Origin of the sequence: Rhodococcoides fascians NBRC 12155 = LMG 3623, assembly GCF_001894785.1 — a bacterium.
GTDB classification, from domain to species: Bacteria; Actinomycetota; Actinomycetes; order Mycobacteriales; family Mycobacteriaceae; genus Rhodococcoides; species Rhodococcoides fascians.
This window is the reverse complement of the sequence record NZ_BCWW01000001.1, coordinates 467,177-489,851: the sequence shown is the minus strand read 5'-3', so window position 1 is coordinate 489,851 and position 22,675 is coordinate 467,177. Positions and strand designations below refer to the sequence as shown.

The 22,675-nt window shown below is 64.6% G+C and carries 22 protein-coding genes and 1 tRNA gene; 11 read left to right on the top strand and 12 right to left on the bottom strand.

The features are described 5' to 3' along the window. Nucleotides 1-11 precede the first annotated feature (11 nt). Entirely contained in the window at nucleotides 12-776 is a 765-nt protein-coding gene (locus RFA01S_RS02475) for a dienelactone hydrolase family protein (RefSeq protein ID WP_032407826.1), read from the bottom strand. A 96-nt stretch (nucleotides 777-872) separates the two neighbouring features. Here RFA01S_RS02475 and hisC point away from each other — a divergent pair, with 96 nt between their 5' ends. Continuing rightward, on the top strand, nucleotides 873-1,928 hold the full coding sequence (gene hisC / locus RFA01S_RS02470) for a histidinol-phosphate transaminase (RefSeq protein WP_032407945.1): 1,056 nt from the start codon (nucleotides 873-875) through the stop codon (nucleotides 1,926-1,928). Here hisC and RFA01S_RS02465 read toward each other — a convergent pair. After that, nucleotides 1,917-2,963 carry an alpha/beta hydrolase gene (locus RFA01S_RS02465; protein ID WP_027494765.1) on the bottom strand — a complete coding sequence of 349 codons (1,047 nt, stop codon included), beginning with the start codon at nucleotides 2,961-2,963 and terminating at the stop codon, nucleotides 1,917-1,919. The two genes, hisC and RFA01S_RS02465, sit on opposite strands and share 12 nt — an antisense overlap. Before the next feature lie 292 nt (nucleotides 2,964-3,255). Next, on the bottom strand, nucleotides 3,256-3,459 hold the full coding sequence (locus RFA01S_RS02460; RefSeq protein WP_027494766.1) for a DUF3072 domain-containing protein: 204 nt from the start codon (nucleotides 3,457-3,459) through the stop codon (nucleotides 3,256-3,258). A gap of 160 nt (nucleotides 3,460-3,619) precedes the next feature. Here RFA01S_RS02460 and RFA01S_RS02455 point away from each other — a divergent pair, with 160 nt between their 5' ends. Both RFA01S_RS02455 and RFA01S_RS02450 read left to right on the top strand, forming a co-directional pair. Beyond that, the gene (locus tag RFA01S_RS02455; protein WP_027494767.1) at nucleotides 3,620-3,955 is read left to right on the top strand and encodes an excalibur calcium-binding domain-containing protein; all 336 of its coding nucleotides are present in this window, start codon (nucleotides 3,620-3,622) and stop codon (nucleotides 3,953-3,955) included. Nucleotides 3,956-4,033: 78 nt separating this feature from the next. After that, on the top strand, nucleotides 4,034-4,948 hold the full coding sequence (locus RFA01S_RS02450) for a pseudouridine synthase (protein WP_174557193.1): 915 nt from the start codon (nucleotides 4,034-4,036) through the stop codon (nucleotides 4,946-4,948). A gap of 25 nt (nucleotides 4,949-4,973) precedes the next feature. Here the strand turns inward: RFA01S_RS02450 and RFA01S_RS02445 are convergent, their stop codons facing one another. The 4 genes from RFA01S_RS02445 to RFA01S_RS02430 form a co-directional block, all read right to left on the bottom strand. Next, nucleotides 4,974-5,786, bottom strand: coding sequence for a formate/nitrite transporter family protein (locus RFA01S_RS02445; protein WP_032407944.1), 813 nt, complete (start codon nucleotides 5,784-5,786; stop codon nucleotides 4,974-4,976). 128 nt (nucleotides 5,787-5,914) lie between these two features. Continuing rightward, the gene (locus RFA01S_RS02440) at nucleotides 5,915-6,244 is read right to left on the bottom strand and encodes a hypothetical protein (RefSeq protein WP_139278359.1); all 330 of its coding nucleotides are present in this window, start codon (nucleotides 6,242-6,244) and stop codon (nucleotides 5,915-5,917) included. 347 nt (nucleotides 6,245-6,591) lie between these two features. Continuing rightward, a tRNA-Ser gene (locus RFA01S_RS02435) sits at nucleotides 6,592-6,681 on the bottom strand. A gap of 58 nt (nucleotides 6,682-6,739) precedes the next feature. After that, on the bottom strand, nucleotides 6,740-7,252 hold the full coding sequence (locus tag RFA01S_RS02430) for a MarR family winged helix-turn-helix transcriptional regulator (RefSeq protein WP_052060795.1): 513 nt from the start codon (nucleotides 7,250-7,252) through the stop codon (nucleotides 6,740-6,742). Nucleotides 7,253-7,329: 77 nt separating this feature from the next. On the opposite strand from RFA01S_RS02430, the gene mgrA reads away from it, so the two are divergent. After that, complete coding sequence (gene mgrA / locus RFA01S_RS02425) at nucleotides 7,330-8,364, top strand: L-glyceraldehyde 3-phosphate reductase (protein WP_027494771.1); 1,035 nt, start codon at nucleotides 7,330-7,332, stop codon at nucleotides 8,362-8,364. Nucleotides 8,365-8,398: 34 nt separating this feature from the next. Further along, a complete protein-coding gene (locus RFA01S_RS02420) occupies nucleotides 8,399-9,388 on the top strand; it encodes an NAD(P)H-quinone oxidoreductase (protein WP_032407823.1) in 990 nt (329 codons plus the stop codon). A gap of 73 nt (nucleotides 9,389-9,461) precedes the next feature. Here the strand turns inward: RFA01S_RS02420 and RFA01S_RS02415 are convergent, their stop codons facing one another. Beyond that, nucleotides 9,462-10,667 (bottom strand): cysteine desulfurase-like protein, encoded by a 1,206-nt coding sequence (locus tag RFA01S_RS02415; protein WP_032366782.1) that lies wholly within the window; start codon nucleotides 10,665-10,667, stop codon nucleotides 9,462-9,464. A gap of 175 nt (nucleotides 10,668-10,842) precedes the next feature. Between RFA01S_RS02415 and RFA01S_RS02410 the strand changes: the two genes are divergently transcribed. The 5 genes from RFA01S_RS02410 (at nucleotide 10,843) to RFA01S_RS02390 (ending at nucleotide 14,989) form a co-directional block, all read left to right on the top strand. Next, on the top strand, nucleotides 10,843-11,421 hold the full coding sequence (locus RFA01S_RS02410) for a bacterial proteasome activator family protein (protein ID WP_032407822.1): 579 nt from the start codon (nucleotides 10,843-10,845) through the stop codon (nucleotides 11,419-11,421). Nucleotides 11,422-11,525: 104 nt separating this feature from the next. Next, nucleotides 11,526-12,362: a galactan export ABC transporter permease subunit Wzm/RfbD gene (wzm, locus tag RFA01S_RS02405; protein ID WP_169879405.1), complete on the top strand. Its 837-nt coding sequence runs from the start codon at nucleotides 11,526-11,528 to the stop codon at nucleotides 12,360-12,362. 16 nt (nucleotides 12,363-12,378) lie between these two features. Further along, nucleotides 12,379-13,191, top strand: coding sequence for a galactan export ABC transporter ATP-binding subunit Wzt/RfbE (gene wzt, locus RFA01S_RS02400; protein ID WP_174557211.1), 813 nt, complete (start codon nucleotides 12,379-12,381; stop codon nucleotides 13,189-13,191). Beyond that, nucleotides 13,184-14,086, top strand: coding sequence for a galactofuranosyltransferase GlfT1 (gene glfT1 / locus RFA01S_RS02395; RefSeq protein ID WP_032407941.1), 903 nt, complete (start codon nucleotides 13,184-13,186; stop codon nucleotides 14,084-14,086). Before wzt ends, glfT1 begins: the two co-directional genes overlap by 8 nt. A gap of 39 nt (nucleotides 14,087-14,125) precedes the next feature. Beyond that, nucleotides 14,126-14,989 (top strand): TylF/MycF/NovP-related O-methyltransferase, encoded by an 864-nt coding sequence (locus tag RFA01S_RS02390; RefSeq protein ID WP_032366779.1) that lies wholly within the window; start codon nucleotides 14,126-14,128, stop codon nucleotides 14,987-14,989. On the opposite strand, the gene RFA01S_RS02385 is transcribed toward RFA01S_RS02390, so the two are convergent. From RFA01S_RS02385 to RFA01S_RS02370, 4 genes are all read right to left on the bottom strand, one after another. Further along, nucleotides 14,990-16,879, bottom strand: coding sequence for a glycosyltransferase (locus tag RFA01S_RS02385; RefSeq protein ID WP_032382981.1), 1,890 nt, complete (start codon nucleotides 16,877-16,879; stop codon nucleotides 14,990-14,992). A 137-nt stretch (nucleotides 16,880-17,016) separates the two neighbouring features. Beyond that, nucleotides 17,017-17,850, bottom strand: a complete 834-nt coding sequence (locus tag RFA01S_RS02380; protein ID WP_032407820.1) for an alpha/beta fold hydrolase — start codon at nucleotides 17,848-17,850, stop codon at nucleotides 17,017-17,019. Beyond that, the gene (locus tag RFA01S_RS02375) at nucleotides 17,847-18,449 is read right to left on the bottom strand and encodes a TetR/AcrR family transcriptional regulator (RefSeq protein WP_032407819.1); all 603 of its coding nucleotides are present in this window, start codon (nucleotides 18,447-18,449) and stop codon (nucleotides 17,847-17,849) included. The genes RFA01S_RS02380 and RFA01S_RS02375 overlap by 4 nt, the downstream gene beginning before the upstream one ends. After that, nucleotides 18,450-20,237, bottom strand: coding sequence for an N-acyl-D-amino-acid deacylase family protein (locus tag RFA01S_RS02370; RefSeq protein ID WP_032407818.1), 1,788 nt, complete (start codon nucleotides 20,235-20,237; stop codon nucleotides 18,450-18,452). It abuts the gene before it with no gap. 163 nt (nucleotides 20,238-20,400) lie between these two features. On the opposite strand from RFA01S_RS02370, the gene RFA01S_RS02365 reads away from it, so the two are divergent. Then, nucleotides 20,401-22,653 carry a hypothetical protein gene (locus tag RFA01S_RS02365; protein ID WP_084819034.1) on the top strand — a complete coding sequence of 751 codons (2,253 nt, stop codon included), beginning with the start codon at nucleotides 20,401-20,403 and terminating at the stop codon, nucleotides 22,651-22,653. Nucleotides 22,654-22,675: the final 22 nt, after the last annotated feature.

Sequence of the window (22,675 nt, the reverse complement as noted above, 5' to 3'; positions counted from 1 at the left end):
CTTGTTGCTCGTCAACGCATGAAGCTGTCGAACCAGTCGAAGATGCGCGTCTGCGCATCGACGAGAGCGGCCTCGGCGGGGTCGGTGTCGTCGCTGCTGCCCGGCTGTTCCCGAGGATGATCGGCGCGATGCTCCACACCGGAGTAGCTGACGACGTTCGTGGCCACTGAGGCGCGCGTGGCGGCATCGCGAAGGGCTTCGATGTGTTCGGGTGGGGTGTGGGGGTCGTTCTCGCCGTAGAGGCCGAGCCACGGCGCCTGCAGCTTGGGCGCGGCGTCGACCAATGCGATGGCGTCCGCATTGAGCGGCTCCACGATCCCTGCTGCGGCGACACTGACCGCCGCTCCGACCGGACGGCTGGTGGCCACGATCAACGCGGCCGTTCCGGCATCGTCGAATCCGATGACGCCGATGCAATCGGAGTACACCCCGCGCTGGACGAGCCAGTCGGAGGTGGCGTCGAAATCGGCGAAGAGGTCGTCGCCGAACACTTCCTTGTCGTCGCCGTGCCCCCGATGGAACAGGTCCGGCGCTACCGCCAGCCACCCTTCCAACGCGAGCGCGCGCAGGAGATCTTTCAGCGACTCGGGTATCTCCCTGGCCTCGTGCAACACGACGATCCCGCCGCGCGGTGACCCATCGGGCTCGACGGCCGTCAACGGCACTTTCTCCTGCGAGACGGGTTTCGATGCGGCCGTATCCACCTCGTCGTCCGCGCCGACTGTGGGCGCGGGGGCGGACCGAAGGACTGCGAAGTCGCTGAAAGTTCCCGACATACTGTACGAAGATAGGACGATCGCGGCCGTCCTGCACAGCTTTGACGCGGACAGGCAGAAGTCGACTACCGACAGGGTCGGCGCATAATGACTGACGTGACCGTGCACATCCGCCCCGACCTCGACGCCATCCCCGCTTACGTACCCGGCCGCAGCTTTCCCGGTGCGATCAAGCTGGCGAGTAACGAAACGACACAGGGCCCGATGCCGAGTGTCCGTGAGGCAATCGCGGAAGCAGCCGGCGGCGTCAATCGCTACCCCGACATCCGCGCGACAGCGCTCGTCGAGTCGTTGGCGAAGAAGCTCGGAGTGGCTCCGGAGAACGTGGCCGCCGGAAACGGCTCGGTCGCGTTGTGCCAGGAGGTCGTCCAGATCACCTGTGGCCCCGGCGACGAAGTTGTCTTCGCGTGGCGCTCGTTCGAGGCCTATCCGATCATCGTCCGGGTGACGGGAGCGACGCCCGTTCAGGTGCCGCTGACGTCGGACCACGTGCACGATCTCGACGCGATGCTCGACGCCATCACCGAGCGCACCCGACTCATCTTCGTCTGCAACCCGAACAACCCGAGCGGAACCGTCGTTCAGCGCGACAAGCTCGTGGCCTTTCTCGACGCGGTACCGCCGAACGTCCTCGTCGTCCTCGACGAGGCCTACTTCGAGTACACCCGGCCCGACGCGGCAGGCAATCACACCGATGGGGTGGAGATCGCTCGCGGTCGGCGCAACGTGATCGTGCTGCGGACGTTCTCGAAGGCGTACGGCCTCGCGGGTCTGCGGGTGGGCTACGCCGTGGCCGATCCCGAGGTGATCACGGCACTGTCGAAGGTTCGAATTGCGTTCGCCGTCAGCACGATCGCTCAGCAGGCGGCTCTCGCGTCGCTCGAAGCCTCGGCCGAATTACTGGCCCGGACCGATGCGCTGATCGCCGAACGTGATCGAGTACGCGACGCCCTGGTCTCGGGTGGCTACGACGTGGGCGTATCCCAGTCCAATTTCATCTGGCTGCCGCTGGGCGAGCGTTCGGGTGAATTCGCCTCGGGCGCAGCCGAACAGGGCGTGCTGTTGCGTTCCTACGGAAACGACGGAGTGCGGGTCACCATCGGCGACCCGCACGAGAACGACGCGTTTCTGAAGTTCGCTCTACAGTCCTAGCGCGCGCTCGAGCGTCGGCCAGGATTCACGGAGATCGTCCTGCCAGTACGGCCACTGATGAATGCCGTACGGGCGGTAGGTGAAGGTGGCCGGTATGTCGATCGAGCGCAGGCGTGTGTCGAAGAGCGTGGTGCAGTACAGCGCTGCAGCTTCGAGCGGTCCGCCCATCGCAGCCTCCTGCACACCACCGCCGCCGGGGCCCAGCTCGTACGGGCCGGGTAGGCCGGTGCCGACGGACACGTAGACGTCCTTGCCGCGCAAGGCTTCTGCGTTGCGTGACGGATCGTGTTCGATCCACTTCGCGTCGGCGTTCTCGCCCCACATGTTGGTGGCGTTGCCGCCGTTGGTGGCGACCGTGGCGCGCACGGCGTCCTTGAGGTTGTTCTGCGAATTGTCGTAGCACCCGCTCAAACCGGCCACTCCGGTGTAGAGATCGGGGTGACGCGTGATGAGATCCATCGCGGCCTGGGCACCCATCGACACACCGCCGATGGCATTGGTGCCGTTACCGGAGAACCGCGCGTCGATAAGCGGCGGCAACTCCGCCGTCAGGAACGTCTCCCACTTGTTGACGCCCAGAACGGGGTCGGGCACATTCCAGTCGGTGTAGTAGCTACTCGATCCACCGACCGGCAACACCACATTGACCTGCTTGTCGGCGAAGAAATCGACGATGTCGGTCTTCTGCGTCCAGGTGCTTTCCTTGTAATCGGATTCCTTGCCGGCACTGACCCCGTCGAGCATGTAGAGCGTCGGACGGGACACGGCCTGCGCGGCCGGAAGAAGAACCTGCACCTGAATCGCCCGACCCATGGCCGGCGAATCGACCCACACGGCCGCACGACGCGGAGTCAACATGTCGACTCGGTCGATACGAGCCGCTGCCGTCGGCAACGACTGCGCCTGTATGCCAGGTGCCGCCCCGCCACCATCGGCACTGCCGGTACCCGGAAGCGGCTGCGCTCCGGCGATACCCGACGACAGCAAGGACACAGCCAGCGCAGCCCCCGCTACTGCCAACACACGACGGTGCATCTGATCTGCCATCCTCCCCAGGCGCACCCTCGCGGGCGCAACACAAACAACATCCGTTCCACAACGTACCCACCGCGACGCAGACACGCCGAGGGCTGTGGGTCCGCTCACAGTAGCCGCGAAATCCCGGGTACAAAAGTCTGCGTAATCCTTTGTTACATGTACCGAAGAAATAACGGTCTACCTGGTCGGATGCTGCCACCGGGAGGTGCTTCGGAAGGCACTCAATGTGACATTCGGTGGACTTTTCGGGGGTCGATGTCACATCGAGTGGACTTCTGACGGAGCAGGCTCAACCGCGGCCGGTTTCACCCTGCAACTTGTCGATCATTTCCGATGCCTGCGCCTTGTTCAGGTCGTCGGGAACTTCCTCCCCTGCTTCCTGAGCGAGGGTGCTCAGGTAGCTCTTCTGCGGACCGGTCATCGGCTCGTCGCCGGTGACCCAGTCGTCGGGATCCTTCTCGGGGTTCTGGTTGACCTGCTCGTTTTCGCTCATACGTTCGTAAATACGCGCTCGTGACGGTTTCCAAACGCGTCGACCCTGCGCGTTTCGGTGCCGCCCTGCTCAGCGCGGCTGTCGGTCGCGCGAATGACTTCGTTGACAGTTCAAGGATCCGTCGAGGAAGCTCCATCGCACCCCCTCGAATTGGAGCAACATGAAGACGAAGAATCTGCTGGTCAGAATCGGCATCGGAAGCGCGATCGCTGCGGCAGCCATGGTCACCACCCCCGCCCTCGCTTCGGCGGATCCGATCACCGATTTCCTGTGCGGTGCCGGCTCGGCTCAGTTCTGCATCCTTCCGCCGCCGCCTGCTTTCGCTCCCCCGCCCGCACCGCAGGGTGCACCCGCCCCCGCGCCCCGGCCCAACGGTGGGTTCCAGTACCAGAACTGCGACGCCGCCCGCGACGCCGGAGCTGCACCGGTCTACCGCGACGAGTACGGCTACGGCCCCCACCTCGACCGCGACAACGACGGCATCGGCTGCGAGTAGCGAGTTCGCACTTGTGTAGGTGAATCACTTTCGATTGTCTGCACAAGTGCGATCTCGGCGGGCGGATACGCTCGCTCGGTGAGACGACGCCAGCAACCGCCCCTGGCGAAGCGCTACGGTCTCGACCCCGCACGCGTCCGAATGCCCGAGGACGGGAAATGGCCCACCGTCCGCGAGTTCCTGACGGCGACCGAGCAACGGATCTCGCCGGGACGCATCGACGAGATGCTCGCTGCGGGTGAGGTCGTCGACATGGGCGGGCCTGTATCCGCTGATGCGCCGTACGTCCCCGGCGAGGCTGTCTGGTTCCACCGCGACCTGCCGACGGAAACCGTTGTGCCATTCGATATCTCGATCGTGCACCAGGACGACGTCATATTGGTGATCGACAAACCGCACTTTCTGCCGACGATCCCGCGCGGCGGCCATATTCTGCAGACCGCGCTGGTGCGCCTGCGCCTCGAACTCGGCCTTCCGCAGCTGGTGCCTGCTCATCGACTCGATCGCGTCACCGCCGGCCTGGTGCTGTTCGTCGTCGATCCGACACTTCGCGGGGCGTATCAGACGTTGTTTCAGGATCGGAAGGTCCGCAAGGAGTACGAGGCCATCGCGGCCTACGAACCGTCGCTCATCCTGCCTACCGAGGTACGCAGTCGAATCGTCTCGGACAAGGGCCAGTTCACTGCACGCGAAGTGACCGGAGAACCCAACGCGCACACCGTCGTCGAACTCTTGGACCACCGCGAGGGCATCGGACGGTACCGGCTGACACCGTCGACGGGACGAACCCACCAGCTACGTCTGCACATGAACTCGTTGGGCATCCCCATCCTGGGTGACGATCTCTACCCGACGGCAACCGGCCGAGCCGTCGACGATTTCACAGCTCCACTCCAATTACTCGCCAGTGCAATCGAATTCATCGACCCGATCTCGAAAGCTGTACGACGCTTCGAGACTCGGCGCAGCCTGGAGCGTTGGGTGCAGAACTGAAGTCCATGACTCTCGGCTCCGATCACTACTCAGAATTCTGGTCACGCTCGGACTTCACGAGTTCCTTCGTGCGCACCAAGCGCAGCGCCGTGACCAACACGACGCCGCCGATGATGTTGAACAGCACTGTGTATCCGAACCATTCGATCCACTCGCGGTAGCTCACATCCGCTCCTGCGTGGATGGCCCCGAAGATCAGCAGGGAATCCAGGACCGAGTGGAACAACTGCAATCCGGCCAACAGAAAACCCGCCGCCATGGCGGCGATGATCCGCGCCACGTCGGATTCGGTTCCCTGCTGCATGCGGGTCAGCAGTGTCATCGTGCTGCCACCGAGAACAGCGAGGCAGATCGACTGAAGATCCAAGGGTGCGTAGACGAAATGATGCGCCGACTCGGACAACACTTCGAGCCATTGCGGAAACGCGTGCGCGATCAACCACATCACGAACCAACCGCCGAGCAGATTCGCGAGCAGCGTCCCGACCCACAACTTCGCAAGCTGCGCAGGCGTGCCGTTGCGGGCCGCAATCGCTGCGATCGGCATCAGGAAATCCTCGGTGAACAGCTCACCGTGTGCGAGATAGATGGCCACCAGGCCGATTCCGAACGCCAGGCCCGCCAGCAGGTGACTGCCGGTCTCGTCCAGCACCGCCAGGTACGCCATCACCCCCAGAGCGACCTCGAGTCCGCCGAAGAGTCCGGTGATCAGCACGGTGCGTACGGTGCGGTGCAATCGCTCACCACCTTCGGTGACGACAGCGTCGAAACTCTCCTCGAGCTCCTCTTCCAGAGGCCCCTCGTTGTCGCCGTCGTTGCGCCGCGCTGCTTCGCTCATTGGCAGGTAGTACCCATTGAACCGGTATTGATGCCAGCCCGTCGGCAGCCTTCCTGCGAGCACTCGACATCTGCGTCGATGGAAAAGTCCCACACCGACCCAGGCTGTGAGCCAAAATACTCCGAGCCCTAACAGCCCGACGAGCGCTTGCGGACGGTCGATGCCGATACGGATGACACCGGCCAGATCTCGATCGAGTACGACTCGACAGGTCCATCGCCAACTATCACCAAGTCGCGGTTCTTGCTTCTGCCTGCGGCGCTGACCCGAACCCGGTGGAGCGCTGGATGTCGAGCCGTCAGGCCCTCGTTGCCTCCGGGTATCCAGTTCGTGACCTCCATACCTGCTGACAGACGTATGCCTCCGGCCTTGGTTGCCAGGTCACCCTCGTCGACGTCTTCCCACGGGGCGAGATTCAGATCAGGTTCACTTCCGAGCACTTCTAGCTCGACGCTCACGAACCCTCCCGAGATTCCAGTCTTGATCAGTGCTCCTCCGTCGCCGAAATACACGAATCCTGGAACACCGCTGGGAGGCCAGATCAAATCCAGGGAGACTTGCTGGGCCAATCGCATCTCACTATCCGAAACTCGGACTTTCGCAGTGTGTTTCATTGATCGATTGTCTCGTTCTTCGGTTGATTTAGATGGGCGTCAGCAGACCCGGGGTGGGCGGCTATCGAGCTGGATCCGGCGATACACCGAGCGCTGACGTCGGTTCGGCGTGTGAGGCAGACGACAGGAATGCACCACGATAAAACCCGGCCCCACCCTCGCGGGCGGACCGGGCTCGATCAATCGACATATGGCGGAAGCGGAGGGATTTGAACCCCCGGACGCTTTTACACGTCTCTCGCTTTCAAGGCGAGTGCATTGGGCCGCTCTGCCACGCTTCCGTGTGCGATCTTAACGGCCGGGGCGGCACCGGCCCAATCGCCCCTCGTTGCCGGTCTGTCAGCGTCGGGGTCGGGTTGCCGATGCGTCTATTGCGGCGTCCACCTTCTGGAAGATGTCGCCCAGGACCTCGAGTTCGGTCGGGGTGAGGAGATCGACCAGATGTTGCCGGACGCTGCGGACGTGCGTGGGTGCCGCCTCCGTCAGTCGTCGTCGACCTTCCTCGGTGATGACGGCGAGGACGCCACGGCCGTCGTGCGCGCAGGTACTGCGGCGCACCATGTCCTGGACTTCCATCCGCCTGATCTGGTGGGTGAGGCGACTTCGGGAGGATAGAACCCCGTCGGCCAACTCGCTCATGCGGATGGAGCCGTCGTCCGCCTCGGACAGCATCACCAGAATGCGGTACTCCGCCATCGACAGGTCGTGCTTGTCCTGTAGATCCCTGTTCAATACCTCCATCAATCGTTGACCGCCGTCGACATAGGCACGCCAAGCTCTCATTTCCGCAGTGTCGAGCCACTGCGGGTCCCCCCCGGGACCAATGGCTAATTCGGCCGTCACGCGAGTCATCTTAGGCAGGAAATCTACTCACGAGTAGCTTGCCGTGGTTCGGGGTCCGATTCGCCGATGAGACCTAGGGTCGAGTTATGACAGATCCCTACATCGACCCTCCGTACGTTGCCGCCGCCGATCGCTACGAATCCATGTCGTATCGCAGAGTGGGATCGCGTGGGCCGGTACTGCCGGCGGTGTCGCTGGGCCTGTGGCACAACTTCGGCGACGACGTTCCACTGATGAAGCAGCGCTCGATTCTTCGTCGCGCCTTCGATCTGGGAATCAACCACTTCGACTTGGCGAACAACTACGGTCCGCCGTACGGAAGCGCCGAGAAGAACTTCGGCCGCATCTTCTCCGAGGACTTCGCCGGCTACCGCGACGAACTGATCATCTCCAGCAAAGCGGGATGGGACATGTGGCCCGGCCCGTACGGCTTCGGGGGCTCCCGCAAGTACCTGCTGTCCTCACTGGACCAATCGTTGGCGCGCATGCGACTCGACCACGTCGACATCTTCTACAGCCACCGCCCCGACCACGACACCCCCATCGAAGAAACAGCCGGCGCGCTGATCAGCGCCGTTCAACAGGGGAAGGCCCTGTACGCGGGCATCAGCTCGTACAAGCCCGAAGGCACGCAGAAGATGGCGGATCTGCTCGCCGACGCCGGCGTTCCGTTGCTGATTCATCAGCCCAGCTACTCGATGGTCAACCGGTGGATCGAGCCCGAACTGCTGGGCACCCTCGACGCGATCGGCGCAGGCGTCATCGCATTCTCTCCCCTCGCCCAAGGCATGCTCACCGACAAGTACCTCGACGGCATTCCCACGGATTCGCGCGCAGCACAGGGCAAGTCACTGAACCCGGACTGGCTCACCGACGACCATATCGGGCACCTTCGCGCACTGAACGACATCGCGTCGGCCCGCGGTCAGTCACTGGCGCAGCTCGCACTGAGTTGGGCGCTGCGCGACCGGCGAGTGACGTCGGTACTGATCGGCGCATCGAGCGTCGAGCAGCTCGAGAACAACGTCGCGGCGCTGGACAATCTGGACTTCTCCGACGCCGAACTCGAACAGATCGACAGTCACGCCGGCGACTTCGGCATCAACCTCTGGGACCTGTAAAGCGCCTGCGACAGCGGTGGCGCATCATGGATGCATGCGTGCAATCACACTGAAAGAATTCGGCGATCCCGACGTCATGGAGTGGACCGAGGTTCCCGATCCACGACCGGCCCGCGGACAGGTGATCGTCGACGTCTCCGCCACCGCCGTCAACCGTGCCGATCTGATGCAGCGTCAGGGCAACTACCCGCCGCCCCCGGGTGCCAGCGAGATCCTCGGTCTCGAGTGCTCGGGAATCATTTCCGAGCTCGGTGACGGCGTCAGCGGCTGGAACGTCGGCGACAGGGTCTGCGCGCTTCTGGCAGGTGGCGGGTACGCCGAGCAGGTCGCCGTGCCTGCCACCCAGCTGTTCCCGATCCCTGCGGGCCTCGATCTCCATGTGGCAGCAGCACTTCCGGAGGTCGCGTCCACGGTGTGGTCCAACCTGGTGATGGATGCGCACATGCGTTCGGGCCAAGTACTGCTGATCCACGGCGGCGGCAGCGGAATCGGTACGCACGCAATCCAGGTCGCGAAACAGATGGGCGTCACCGTCGCCGTGACCGCCGGATCCAAGTACAAGCTGGACATGTGCGCGGACCTCGGTGCAGACATCCTCATCGACTACAAGAACCAAGACTTCGTCACCGAAATCCGTTCACAGACAAACGATCACGGAGCCGACCTGATCCTGGACAACATGGGCGCAAAATACCTCGACCGAAACCTCGATGCCCTCGCCATGGACGGCACCGTCATCACCATCGGAATGCAGGGAGGAGTGAAGGGGGAGCTGAACTTCGGCAAGCTCCTCGCCAAGCGCGGCTCGGTACACGCGGCCGGATTGCGTGGACGCCCCGAGACCGGACCGTCGAGCAAAGCCGACATCGTCGCCGACATGACCGCGCACCTGTGGCCGATGATCTCCGAGGGCCGCGTCACCGCCGTCGTGCATGCCGAAATCCCGATAACCGAAGCAGCACAAGGCCATCGGATGCTCGACGACGCCGAGACGATCGGGAAGGTCATCCTGCGCGTGCAGTGATGTGCGTCCGAGGGTCGTGCGTGGAACTTCGTAGTGGGCTACGAAGTTCCGTGCACGTGCGGCGCAGCCGCTCTCACAGGGCGAGCGCAGCGAGAGCTTTCACGAGCTGATCGATCTCGTACCGGGTGGTGTAAGGAGCGAGTCCGATGGTGACGGCACCACCTTCGTCGTTGACGCCCAGGGCGTCGAGCAGACGACTGCCACCGTGGACCCCGCTGACGCTGCCGATTCGAGCCTGCGCAAGTTGCTCGGACACCTTCACCGCGGGCATACCGTCGACGGTGAAGCTGACGGTCGGGATACGCGTGGGCGCAGTGCCGAGCACCATGACGTGGTCGAGGGTGGCGAGCGCAGCCATCAGATGCTCGAAGAGCCGATCCTGATAGTGCTGCAGCGACCCGATCGACAGCTCCAGCCGCTCACGTCGGGTGCCCGTCGCTGCGTCGTCGAGGTTGGCCAGGTAGTCGATGGACGACACGACACCGGCCAGCAGCGCGTACTGATGACCACTGACCTCGAGCCGCTCGGGCCCCTTCGCCGACGGGTTCAGCGACATCGACGGCAACTGGTCGAGCAGTGTCGGATCGCGGAAGATCAGCGCACCCACCGACGGCCCACCCCACGCGGCCGCGTCGATCGCGACGACGTCGGCTCCGAGTTCCTTGATGTCGACGTGTGCGTAGGGGGCTGCTCCGGCGGCATCGACGACGATGAGTCCACCGACCTCGTGGACCAGATCGGCCGCGACGCGAACGTCGGGAGCGCTACCCACGATCGGCGACGCCGCGGTGACCGCGACGAGCCGGGTGGTGGAGGTGATGAGTTCCTCGAACTGCCACGTGGGCAGCTCGCACGTATCGATCTCGACCTCGGCCCAGCGCACGTGTGCGCCGGTTCGGCTGGCGACCCGCAGCCACGGCGCGACGTTGGCTTCCTCGTCCAGACGCGAGAGCACCAGGCCGGTTCCCAGCCCGAGCCGGGAGCTCAGAGAATCGGCGAGCCACGACAGCAGCGTCGCCCGGTCCGGTCCGATGACCACCCCGGACGGATAGGCACCGACCAGATCTGCGATTGCGACGCGGGCGGATTCGAGCAGAGCAGCACTCCGCTTGGCGGCAATGTTGCCGGCCGAATGATTGGACGCACTGTGCCGGAACGCCGTGGAGACGGCCGTCGACACGCGATCCGGAATCAGCATTCCCAGCTGAGGGTCCAAATGAATCCACCCGTCGCCGAGGGAGGGAATGGACCCTCTGACCCGTGCGACGTCGTACCCCATGCCGGACACTCTAAGCGCCGACCCGCCGAGGGTGTGTTTCACGTCCCGTTTCCCCAGGGAACGGCAGCCAACAACGCACGCTTCGATCCTCCTGACACCCCGGTTGCGAACGACCGAACCAGGATAATCGCCCCTGTCGATCGCGCAACGGCAGGCGACGCGTAAAGATGGATGCATGACGCAATCCGAGTCGAACAATGCACCCGGCGATCATGTCGTCGTGATCGGCCCCAACGGAGAGCCACTCGCACTGAGCCGCGAGGAAGCCACCGCTGCTGCAGCCCGCGCTTCCGGCTCGGCGGCCAACGAGGAGTCGTCCGACGGATCGGACCTCTCGGAGATGGTGGAACAGCCCGCCAAGGTGATGCGCATCGGCACGATGATCAAGCAGCTGCTCGAAGAAGTGCGCGCGGCACCTCTCGACGACGCCAGCCGCAACCGGCTCAAGGAAATCCACAAATCGTCCATCCAGGAGCTCGAGCAGGGCTTGGCCCCGGAGCTGCGCGACGAGCTCGAGCGTCTGGTGCTGCCGTTCGGCGAGGACGTCGTGCCCACCGACGCCGAACTGCGGATCGCGCAGGCTCAGCTCGTCGGCTGGCTCGAAGGACTGTTCCACGGCATCCAGACGGCACTCTTCGCTCAGCAGATGGCCGCACGGGCCCAACTCGAGCAGATGCGTCAAGGCGCATTGCCTCCCGGTGTCATGCCCACACCGGGCGGCGGCCACGGCAGCGGTACCGGCCAGTACCTGTAACACCACACACACGCTTGCAAAATGAGCTGCATGGTCGATTGCAGGTAGTGTCGACCGTCGTGTCGGCACCAGCGAAGGATCCCGAGAGCGAGGCAGGAGAACAGATGCCTGCTCCGGTTTCGGACTCACAGACTTATCGGCGCGCGTTCGGCGATCTGCGGACCGGTTTCAACCAGCGTGAGCTGTGGCTGCATCTCGGCTGGCAGGACATCAAGCAGCGCTATCGACGGTCGGTGATCGGCCCGTTCTGGATCACCATCGCCACCGGCGTGCAGGCCATCGCCATGGGCCTGCTGTATTCGGTGCTTCTCGACATCGATCTGCGCGAGTTCCTGCCGCACGTCACGGTCGGCCTGATCATCTGGAACCTCATCAGTGCCGCGATTCTCGAGGGCGGAGACGTCTTCGTCGCCAACGAGGGTCTGATCAAGCAGCTGCCCAGTGCGCTCAGCGTGCACGTGTATCGCCTGGTGTGGCGTCAGCTCCTGCTGCTCGGCCACAACCTGCTGATCTACGTGATCATCATCGCGATCTTCTGGCCGCCCGGCGGACTGCACTGGACCGTGATTTTCGCGATTCCGGCGCTGGTCCTGATTCTGCTCAACGCGGTGTGGGTGTCGATCCTCTTCGGCATCATCGCCACCCGCTACCGCGACATCGCCCCGATCCTCGGCAGCTTCGTCACGCTGATGTTCTTCATGACGCCGATCGTGTGGACCACATCGGGACTCGTGCAGATGGGCGGCGAGGCCGCGAAACGCGCCAAGCTCGTCGAGATCAACCCGCTCTTCCACTACCTGGACATCATCCGCGCCCCTCTGATCGGCGAGGACCAGCAGGCGTACCACTGGTACATCGTGCTCGGGTTCACCGTCGTCGGATGGGCGCTGGCCATTCTCGCTCTCAAGAAGTACCGGGCCCGCGTGCCCTACTGGGTTTAGGGGTCAGCAGTTGTCCATCAGCATCGATACCCATGACGCGTGCGTCGACTTCCCGATCTTCGACGCCAAGACGCGGTCACTGAAGAAGGCATTTCTCGGCAAAGCCGGCGGTGCCATCGACCGGAACTCCTCCGACGTCGTCGTCGTCGAAGCCCTCAAGAACATCACGATGAACCTGAAGGACGGCGATCGCGTCGGACTGGTGGGTCACAACGGCGCGGGCAAGTCGACGCTGCTGCGGCTGCTCTCGGGCATCTACGAGCCGACGCGAGGCAGCGCCACCATTCGCGGCCGCGTCGCGCCGGTGTTCGATCTGGGCGTCGGTATGGACCCGGAGATCTCCGGTTACGAGAACATCATCATCCGCGGCCTGTTCCTCGGCCAGACGCGCAAGCAGATGCTCGCGAAGATGGACGAGATCGCCGACTTCACCGAACTCGGTGACTACCTCGACATGCCGTTGCGCACCTACTCCACGGGTATGCGGGTGCGCGTCGCGATGGGCGTCGTCACCAGCATCGACCCGGAAATCCTGCTGCTCGACGAGGGCATCGGTGCCGTCGACGCGGAGTTCATGAAGAAGGCCCGGCACCGACTGCAGCAGTTGGTGAAGCGCTCGGGAATCCTGGTGTTCGCCAGCCACTCCAACGAATTCCTGGCTCAGCTGTGCGACACCGCGATGTGGATCGATCACGGCCAGATTCGCCAGCAGGGCGGCATCGAGGACGTGGTGAGGGCATACGACGGCGACGACGCCGGAGACCACGTCGCGCAGATCCTGAAAGAGATCGAGCGGGAAGACGGACCTGATGGGCAAACCGATGCCTGACAAGATTGTCGGGGTCATCGTCACGCACAAGCGGCGTGAGTTGTTGGCTGTGTCGTTGGACGTGATCGGTGCCCAGACGCGTCCGCTCGATCATCTGGTCGTCGTCGACAATGCGAACGAGCCGGCCGTGCGTGAGTTGGTGGGGTCGACGGCCCTGCCGACGACGTACCTCGGCTCGCAGCACAACCTGGGTGGCGCAGGCGGATTCGCGCTCGGCATTCTGTATGCGCTCTCGCTCGGTGCGGATTGGGTGTTTCTCGCCGACGACGACGGCCGCCCCGAGGGCCCGAAGGTGCTCGAGACCCTCTACGACTGCGCGCTCGCGCACGGACTGGACGAGGTCTCCCCCGTCGTCTGTGACATCGAGGATCCGGATCGCTTGGCGTTTCCGCTGCGACGCGGCGTCGAGTGGCGTCGTCTTCGCTCGGAGTTGATCGACCCGGAGAATCCGGACGACGATCTGCTCGAAGGCATCGCATCGTTGTTCAACGGAGCACTGTTCAAGGCGTCGACGATCGACGCGGTCGGCGTGCCGGATCTGCGTCTGTTCGTGCGCGGCGACGAGGTGGAAGTACACCGCCGATTGCAGCGCTCGGGCCTGAAGTTCGGAACGTGTCTCACGGCCGCGTACGTGCACCCGAACGGGGCCGAGGAGTTCAAGCCGATCCTCGGTGGGCGGATGCACACGCAGTACCCGGAGGATGCGACCAAGCGGTACTTCACCTACCGCAACCGCGGTTACCTGATGTCGCAGCCTGGTATGCGAAAGCTGTTGCCGCAGGAGTGGATTCGCTTCACCTGGTTCTTCCTGATCACCACCAGGAATCCTCGCGGTCTGGCGGAGTGGTTCCGGTTGCGCGGACTCGGCCGTCGAGAGCACTTTCGCAAGCCCTGACGTGTTTGCGAACGCGTCCTCACCAGCTACCGTGTGCCCATGACGGAACCTCGGAAGCTCGCGGATCGCATCAAGTCGTCGGCTCGAGAAAAACTTCAACGAGCAATCGGTGAGGTTCTGGCGCAGCAGACCGCGCAGCTGGCCGAGCAGACCAGCGATCAGCAAGCGAAATTGCTCGACGTCCTCGAACGTCAACGACGTGAGATCGACGATTTGCACGCCTTCATTCGCGGTCTCGAAATGCGGATGCGTCGCGACATTCCGTACGCTTCCGACGTCGAAGCCGCCGCCCAGAGCGCAGAGTTCGCCGAAGAGATGATGCCGGAGGCCCCGACCTTCCTGCGGCCGCACGCCACGCTGCGATTCGCACTCGGTGAGGTCTCCATCCGCGGCATGGCGCTCGAGTTCGGAGTGGCCAGCGGGACGACGCTCGAGATCATCGCCGAGGAATTGGCGTCGCGTAAGGACATCACCGTCGTCGCCGGATTCGACGTGTTCTCCGGCCTACCCGAGACCTGGCGTACGGGCTTTCCGAAGGGACTCTTCGAGCAGGACACGATCCCCGAAGTGCCCGGCGCACAGATCGTCCCGGGGCTGTTCGAGGATTCGCTGCCGGGATTCCTGAAGGGCCACCACGAGAAATTGGCCTTCCTGCACCTCGACGCCGACCTGTACTCGTCGACGGTCACCGTGCTGGACCTCGTGGCCGATCGACTCGCAGTGGGCACCGTCATCGTGTTCGACGAGTACTTCAACTTCCCCGGCTGGCGCAACCACGAGTACCGGGCGTGGACGGAATTCGTCGCACGCACCGGCACCGAATTCGACTACCTCGGGTACACCGCCGACAACGAACAGGTCGTCGTACGGATTCGCACGGCACCCAAGGTCCGGTCGAACTAGCTACTGCCCGTAGAGACGAGCCCAGTTCTCGCGGCTCGTCAGCTGTGGGACGGCGGCGCGGTACGACGCTGCCACGGCGGGTGTCTCGGTGCGCAGACGCTTGAGTGCCGACACCCCGCGCTTGAGCAGCTCGACGGCATGTGCCTTGTTGCGCTTGCGAACTCGGACGCCCTCTTGCGAGCGGTCGGTGACGATCGCGTGGGAGAACAGCGAGACGTGCCACCAGTGCGCGTCGTCGGCCGAGATGGAAACGGGGCCCGGATCCACCGTGCCGCGCCACTGGTTGAGGACGCGCTTGGCGAGCACGGCGAATTCCATGCTCTTCTTCGGGTGCGGGCCGGCCGGGGTGATGAACATGTCGGCCGGACGCACCCCCGGTACGTCGTTGGCGTTGTGCCGCTTGGTTTCTCCGTACGCTGCGCGCTCGCGCCGAATGGAACCGGCCGCGTCCATGCCGCCGTCGAGCAGATGTTCCGGACCGGCCAGGAAGTCCTCGACGGACTTGATCAGCGTGTACGCCATGCCATACTGCATCGACACCAGGTAGCGAAGCAGGTCGGTGAACAGCTGCTTGGCGAGCGTCTTACCGTCGAGTTCGATGTGCAGGGCGGCGGTGATCATGCCGTTGCGCAGGTTGAAGTAGCGGTGCCACTCGTCCCAGTCCTTCCACGCGAAGTCGGCGTGCCACACCGCTGCGCCCGGCAGCGTGACGGTGGCGAATCCGTTTGCGCGCGAACGGTATCCGTACTCGATGTCGTCCCACTGGAAGAACAGCGGCAACGGGTAGCCGACCTGCCCGACGATCTCCGACGGGATGAGGCACGACCACCAGCCGTTGTATCCGGCGTCGACGCGGACGTCCTGCTGACGCTTGCGCTTGAATGCGCTCTTGTCCGATACCGCGTTCTTGACGTGGACTCCGGCCTCGAGCTTCTGCAGGTTGGCCACCTCGGCACCGACGTGCACGCGGTCGGGGTGCAGCAGGTACAGCATCTGGGCGCCGATGATCGCCGGCTCGACGGTCATGTTTGCGAACGAGTTCATGCGCACGATCGCCTCGGGCTCGCACAGCACGTCGTCGTCCATGAAGATCACGTTGGCCGGATCGCCGCCCTTGCCCTGCACCTCGTAGAGCCCGCGAGTGAATCCGCCCGCGCCGCCGAGGTTGGGCTGCGTGATGTAGACGAGCTTGTCGCCCAGTTCGGCCGCGACGCGCTGGAACTTCTCGCGCGTCTGCACCTGATCGGTGCCCTGATCGACGACGTAGACGTTGTCGACGCCGAGCAGAGCGATCGGGTCGTCGGCCATTGCTGCGACGGTGTTGGCGCAGTCGTCGGCGCGGTTGAACGTGCAGATCACCACCGAGGTGGGTCGCAACTTCTCGGGAGCGGCGACGGTCCACTCCGCGTCCTGTACCGACAGCTCGCTCGACGTCGTGGTGAAACGAACGAACAGTGCGCCGCCGTCGAGGAACTGCGTGGTGGCGACGGGAACGGCCAACTGAGTCGACGCGTTCGCGGAATCGACCGTTGTGCTGGCCATCGTGCGCTCGTGACCCTTGTAGTCCGTGGCCACCAGATCGATCCGGCCGGCACCGGCGACGGTCGCCCGGAACACCACCTCGGTGACGGTGGTCCACCGCTGCCAGTAGCTGGCCGGGAACCGTCCGAAGTAGCTGTTGGTATGTACGACGCTGCGCTTGGCGATCCGGACACCGGTGCGGGTGCGCTCGGCGTTGCCCTTGCGGACCTCGCTGTACATGTCTGCGCTGACCAGGGGCGACGGGCCGTCGAACAGAAGCCTCTGAACTGTCAGTTCGGCCGTGTCGTCACCGCCGGCGGTAGCCGGCACGTCCGAGGAACCGAGACGATCGAGAGCAGTGCCGTCCATACCGAGAAATACCCCATCCAGTTCGAGTAGTGACAGTTCGAGCGATCACAGGTGTGGCCGTACCGAGAAGAAGACCACTGACCATGGTTGCACAGCCCACGGCCGATCCGTCCGACGCTCGCCGCACTGCCCGCCACCTACTCCCCTTCCCGCACCCTCTCCAGCAGCACCCGAGCGGCGTCGGCCGGGTGCGTGTACGGCCACCAGTGGCCCGCCTCGACGTGAACGACGCGCAGGTCGGGGATCCACCGATCGAGACCCTCGGTGAGGTTCGTCGACAGCATCGGGTCGTGTGTCGGGACCACCACGGTGGTCGGGACGAAGCACCGCGGATCGGGTCCACGGAGCACACGCCGCAGCACGTTGGCCCGGTACAGCGCGATGCCGCGCTGTTGGTCGGCCGCCGTCGGGGTCGGCTCGCCCTCGGCCTGCAGTCGGGCCAGCAGAGCCGGTACTCGCGATCGCAGGACGGGCACGTGAAACCCGAAGACGTACCAGGACCTGGCCAACTGTCCCACCAGTGACGGCCACCGATGCGGCCGGACCGACCGCGCCCGCGCCACCTGCCGCAGATGATCCAGACTGGGCCCGGACACCGACGTGTACGACGCGAATGCGGTGCTCGCCCGAGGCGAGGCCATCGCCTCCCACATCTGGACCGACCCCCAGTCGTGGGCGAAGACGTGCACCTTGCCGGTGAGGCCCGGAATCGACTCGACCACCGCGAAGGCGTCCCGCGCCAGCTGCTCGATGGCGACGTCTGCCGCGGGCTCCAGCACGGACGCTCCGCTGCCTCGTGTGTCGTAGGCGATCACCCGGACCGCGTCACCCAGCGCGGTGATCAGCGGATCGAACACGTGACGGTTGTCGGGATAGCCGTGCACCAGCAGCACTGTGGACTCAGCCGCCGGGTCCCCGTATTCGAAGACGGGAAGCTCGGCACCGGCGATGCGTACCGTCCAGTGGGTCATCCCGCGTCGGTCAGGGCATGCAGTGCGCCGCCGCGCAGCAGGTGGGCAATCATCTTCAGCCGCATGGCTTCCTGCTCGGGCTGCGGATGAACCACGGCTGCCAACGCCTCGCCGTCGAGCAGGTGGACGACACTGAAGACCACCGTTTCCAGATGCTGCGGATCGATCACGCCGGCAACGGGAAGCGCACGAGCAAGTTCGGCGATCTGCTCGTGATATCGAACGGTGAACGGCTGCAGTCTCTCTCGCAGCTCGTCGTCGCTGCGGGCGGCGGTCAACAGCTCGTACCAGGCCCCGTTGATCGGGGCGCGGCACGCTGCTCTGAGCAGTTCGAGACAGTGCTCGATGGACGCACTGCCGAAACCGGACAGGCCGCGGCGAAACTCCTCGAACTGACGTCGACGAACCTCGTCGGCTGCGGCGACGATCAGGTCGAGCCTGGTGTCGAAATGCCGAAACATGGCCCCGGACGACACCCCGGCCCGGCTGACGATTTCACTGACACTGGTTGCGGCGTAACCCTTCTCGCACAACGATGCGATAGTCGCGTCGAGCAGTTTTCCGATGGTCTCGGTTCGGCGCTGTTGTTGACTCGCCACTCACACACGCTCCCGGCGTCGCGGGGCGGTGGGAGTGCCTGCCCGCAGGAAGCTACCGGCCCGCTCCGACACACCGAACCAGGGCGCAAAGGTGCCGCCGGAGAACACCACTCGGCCCGCGACCAGAGTGGCGGTGACCGCTCGGTCGTTGCGATTGACCATGCGGCTCAGGCCACCGAATTCCGGCATGGTCTCCTCGCGATAGGCCAGGACATCCTCGTTCAGGCCCTCCGGGTCGATCACGACGATATCGGCACGGTCCCCCACCCGCAGGTGCCCGGCGTCGACACCGTAGAAGTCGGCCAGTTCGCCGCTGAGCTTGTGCACGGCCTTCTCGACGGTCATGAACGGCCGGCGATCGTTTCGCGCGTCGTGCACGCGGTGCAGCAACCGAATGCCGAAGTTGTAGAACGCCATGTTGCGCAGATGAGCGCCGGCATCGGAGAAACCAACGGTCACCCCGGGCTGATTGATCAGCTTGTCCATCTGCCGCTTGCGGTGATTGGCAACCGTCGTGTGCCAGCGCAACTTTCGGCCGTGCTCGACCACCAGATCGAGGAACGCGTCCACCACGTGCACACCACGTTCGGCCGCGACCTCCGCGATGTTCTTTCCGACGACCGAGGCGTCGGGGCACTCGGTGATCTCGGCGTCGGCGAAGTCCCGATGCCACACGCGCGAGCTGAACTTCTTCTCGAAGTCGGCACGGAACCAGCGGCGGTACGCCTCGTCGGACAGCAACTCGTTGCGGCCCAACTCTTCTCGCAGATGCAGCGCGGCGCGGCCCGAGCCGAACTCCTCGAACACCACGAGATCGATGCCGTCGGAATACACGTCGAACGTAGTGGGGAGGTGCTGCCAGCGGAACTGCCCCTTGCCCGGGCCGTTGACCATCCGGGCGAGCGGGCCGAAGACGCGATGGATCCACGGCGACGCCTTGGCATCGGCCGCCGCCAGCAGCGAGATCTTGAGCGGAGTGCGGCCGACCCCGGTGGCCGAGGCGAGGAAGAACAACATGTCGTACTTGGTGTTCAGGTTCGGAATGCTCTGCAACAGCCGACCGCGTCGACGCAGAATCTTGTGCAGAGAACGGAATTCGCTCCACCGCGCATACGAGGACGGCAACGAACGAGACCGGTATCGATCGCCGTCCAACTTGTCCCACGGGTTCGTCATGGTCGACATTCCGAGCAGCCCGGCATCGAGCGCCTTCTCGAGCGCGTCGGACATGGCACGCCATTCTTCGCGGGTGGGCTTCTGACTGCGGTCGGTCGAGCGGTCGAGCCCCATGACATGCGCCCGTAGATCCGAATGACCCACCAATGCAGCAATATTGGGCCCGAGAGGCAGGCGCTCGAGGGCTGCGATGTACTCGTCGGGACTGTTCCAATTTTTGTGCGCATCGACTGCCTTGAGCACATGATCGCGCGGCAGCGCCTCGACCCGACTGAACAGGTCCGCAATGTCGACCGGAGTGGAATAGAGCGTCGACAACGAACAGTTGCCCAGGAGAACAGTCGTGACCCCGTGCCGGACGGATTCTTCGAGACCCGGCCCGACCAACACCTCTGCGTCGTAATGGGTGTGTACGTCCACGAAGCCCGGCGTGACCCACTTGCCGGTGGCATCGACCACCTCGGTCGTCGCGCTCGGCTCGAGAGGAGTGGACGACACGGCCCGCACGACGCCGTCGACGATGCCCACATCCGCCCGAACTCCCGGGCCGCCGGATCCGTCGTACACGGTTCCGCCGGCGATGACGACATCGAAAGGAATGTTCGGGTTCATGTGACCTCCGTCATAGAATGACGAAACCATAACTTAGAGAGTGGTCACTCGCAATAGCCGCTTTCCTGCGGACATCTGCGTGGTGCATGCGTCGGCGTTTCGGCTCGGGAGCAAGACGACAGCTACAGTCGGGTGTCTTTGCCCGAACTCACGGAGTTGACCCTTGCCCACCACGGATACCCAGATCGCGAGCAGCTCCCTGCCCGACAGCAGACGAGAGCGCCTCGTTTGGGGAGCGGCAATTGCTGCCGTCGTCGTGTTGGGCTATCTCTTGGTGCTCAGCGTCGACCCTCGCTTCTTCTACATCGACGACACCGAATCCGGTGCCATCCCCAACTGGCTTCAACTCGGGCGCATCATGCGCGACGGTCACTTCCCGTCCCTCGTGCTCGATCAGTGGATGGCGGGCAACTATCCCGTCGAAGGCCAGGGCGGACTGTGGAACCCGGTGCAGATGGCGATCAACTACGTCTCGCCCTCGATCGACAACCTGGTCCTGCTCGCGACGGTCGTCAAACTCGGCTTCTCGATCCTGCTGGCCTGGGGTGTGTACCGCGTCGCGCTCGTCTACGGGGCACGCGCCAACTGGGCCGCCGTCGCAGGCGCAAGCGCACCGTTCGTCGGCTTCACCCTCTTCTTCGAGAACACCTCGTGGGTGACGGCCCTCATCGGCACCGCGTACATCACCAACGCGTGGGCGAGCTCGGTGAAGTACGCCCGCGGCCACAGCGGTCCCGTCGTGCCGTTCGTGTTCCTCTACCTGGCCATCAGCGTGGGATACGTCCACGCCGCGGTCATGGCCGGCGTCATGATCGGCTCGGTCGCGATCGGCGAACGGTTGTTCCAGCGCCTGTGGCCTCCGGCGCTGAAGGTGTGCAGCGTCGGCATCGCCGCGGCAGCCTGCGGGGCCGTCACCTTCCTGCCGGGAGTACTGACCTCCGCGGTCACCTGGCGCAGCGGTGACGAGGGAACGTTCAACGACAACTTCCTGACGGCACCGTGGTCGGAATCGTTGACCGCCAGCATCCCGACGGCCGTGACCAGCATCGAATCGTGGGCAGGCGAGACCACCGAAGCCCCGGTCACCTACATCGCCTGGTTCCTCGTCCCTGCGCTCGCGTTCATCGCGTGGCGTCGGGTGCCCGCGGCCTTGCGTGAGCTGGCCGCACCACTGATTCTGTTGGCGTTCGCGCTGGTCTTCACCGCGGGCCCCAGCGACATCGGCCCCATCCGCTGGCCCGCGCGCATCCTCCCCTTCGTCGCCATCGTCGCGTTGATCCTCGTCGTCACCCTGATCAGCCGATACGGAACTCTGGACAAGCTGCGGCCCCGATTGCTCGCCGCCGGCCTGCTGACGCTGGTGTTGCTGCTGCGTGCCGGCTCGTCGGGTCCGGAGTTCTTCGGCCGCCACATCGTTGCTGCGCTCGCGATCCTGCTGGTCGGCGCACTCGCCCTGCTGCTCGCCCACCGCTTCTCCACCCGGGCCACCGCCGCGCTCATCCTGGTCACGATCGCGCCGATCGCGATGTACCAGGTGGCCGGATACCAACCGCCGTTCGCCAAATGGTGGCTCCCCACCTCGCAGTCCGAGGCCAAGGCGCAGTTCCCGCAGTGGCAGGGCTCGACGCTGCAGCTCGGCAGTCGTGCGCTGACCGAGACCGAAGCCGACGGGCCCGACGACCCGCAACTGCCGTGGCACTCGCAGGTCTACGGCAACTCCGCCAAGGTGATGGGCCTGGACTACGTCAACGCCTACACCCCCGTCGGCTACCTCGATTTCGCAAACCTGCTGTGCTTCGAGCACGAGGGTTCGACCTGCACCGACGCCTTCGACCGGCTCTTCGAGATCGAGCCGTACACCGGCAAGACCTATGCCGATCTGATGCAGCTCGACCGCGTCGTACTGCAGAAACTGCAGTATCCGCTGGCCGAGAGGGAGGCCGCGCCCGCAGGCTGGCAGTGGGTCACCGCGCCCACCCCCGACTCCGCTCGGCAGGTCTACGTCCTCGAACGCGTCGATGGATTGATTCCTGCCGCGTCGGGACGCGTCGTAGCGACGGTGAACGCCTCCGCCGACCCGATCTCGTCCGACGCGGACTCCGAGCACGTCACCGTCTCCGCGCCCGCCGGTGGCAGCGTCGTCTTCTCGCGGTTGGCCTGGCCCGGCTACACCGCCACTCTGAACGGTGAGCCGCTGCAGACGAAGGGCCTGGCCGATATCTTCCTGTACGTCGACCTGCCGCCCGGCACCGACGCAGCGGACCTGGAACTCACCTTCCGGCCGCCCGGTGAACGACTCGGACTCGCTGCCATGGCCGGTGGGGTGATGGTGCTGATCGGCCTGGTCGTACTCGATGTTCGACGACGTCGACGCCCCTCCGCGCCGGAGTTCGGCAGTACGACGTCCAGCAGATAGGGTCAGACCTCGTGACGTCCGA

Bases quoted from the DNA above. Each gene is read 5' to 3' on its own strand.
- RFA01S_RS02390 (WP_032366779.1), top strand. From the start codon at position 14,126: ATGACGGAACCTCGGAAGCTCGCGGATCGCATCAAGTCGTCGGCTCGA.
- RFA01S_RS02385 (WP_032382981.1), bottom strand. From the start codon at position 16,879: ATGGACGGCACTGCTCTCGATCGTCTCGGTTCCTCGGACGTGCCGGCT.
- RFA01S_RS02430 (WP_052060795.1), bottom strand. From the start codon at position 7,252: ATGACTCGCGTGACGGCCGAATTAGCCATTGGTCCCGGGGGGGACCCG.
- RFA01S_RS02445 (WP_032407944.1), bottom strand. From the start codon at position 5,786: ATGAGCGAAGCAGCGCGGCGCAACGACGGCGACAACGAGGGGCCTCTG.
- mgrA (WP_027494771.1), top strand. From the start codon at position 7,330: ATGACAGATCCCTACATCGACCCTCCGTACGTTGCCGCCGCCGATCGC.
- RFA01S_RS02475 (WP_032407826.1), bottom strand. From the start codon at position 776: ATGTCGGGAACTTTCAGCGACTTCGCAGTCCTTCGGTCCGCCCCCGCG.
- RFA01S_RS02455 (WP_027494767.1), top strand. From the start codon at position 3,620: ATGAAGACGAAGAATCTGCTGGTCAGAATCGGCATCGGAAGCGCGATC.
- RFA01S_RS02380 (WP_032407820.1), bottom strand. From the start codon at position 17,850: ATGACCCACTGGACGGTACGCATCGCCGGTGCCGAGCTTCCCGTCTTC.
- glfT1 (WP_032407941.1), top strand. From the start codon at position 13,184: ATGCCTGACAAGATTGTCGGGGTCATCGTCACGCACAAGCGGCGTGAG.
- RFA01S_RS02460 (WP_027494766.1), bottom strand. From the start codon at position 3,459: ATGAGCGAAAACGAGCAGGTCAACCAGAACCCCGAGAAGGATCCCGAC.
- RFA01S_RS02415 (WP_032366782.1), bottom strand. From the start codon at position 10,667: ATGGGGTACGACGTCGCACGGGTCAGAGGGTCCATTCCCTCCCTCGGC.
- wzm (WP_169879405.1), top strand. From the start codon at position 11,526: ATGCCTGCTCCGGTTTCGGACTCACAGACTTATCGGCGCGCGTTCGGC.
- RFA01S_RS02420 (WP_032407823.1), top strand. From the start codon at position 8,399: ATGCGTGCAATCACACTGAAAGAATTCGGCGATCCCGACGTCATGGAG.
- RFA01S_RS02370 (WP_032407818.1), bottom strand. From the start codon at position 20,237: ATGAACCCGAACATTCCTTTCGATGTCGTCATCGCCGGCGGAACCGTG.
- RFA01S_RS02410 (WP_032407822.1), top strand. From the start codon at position 10,843: ATGACGCAATCCGAGTCGAACAATGCACCCGGCGATCATGTCGTCGTG.
- RFA01S_RS02465 (WP_027494765.1), bottom strand. From the start codon at position 2,963: ATGCACCGTCGTGTGTTGGCAGTAGCGGGGGCTGCGCTGGCTGTGTCC.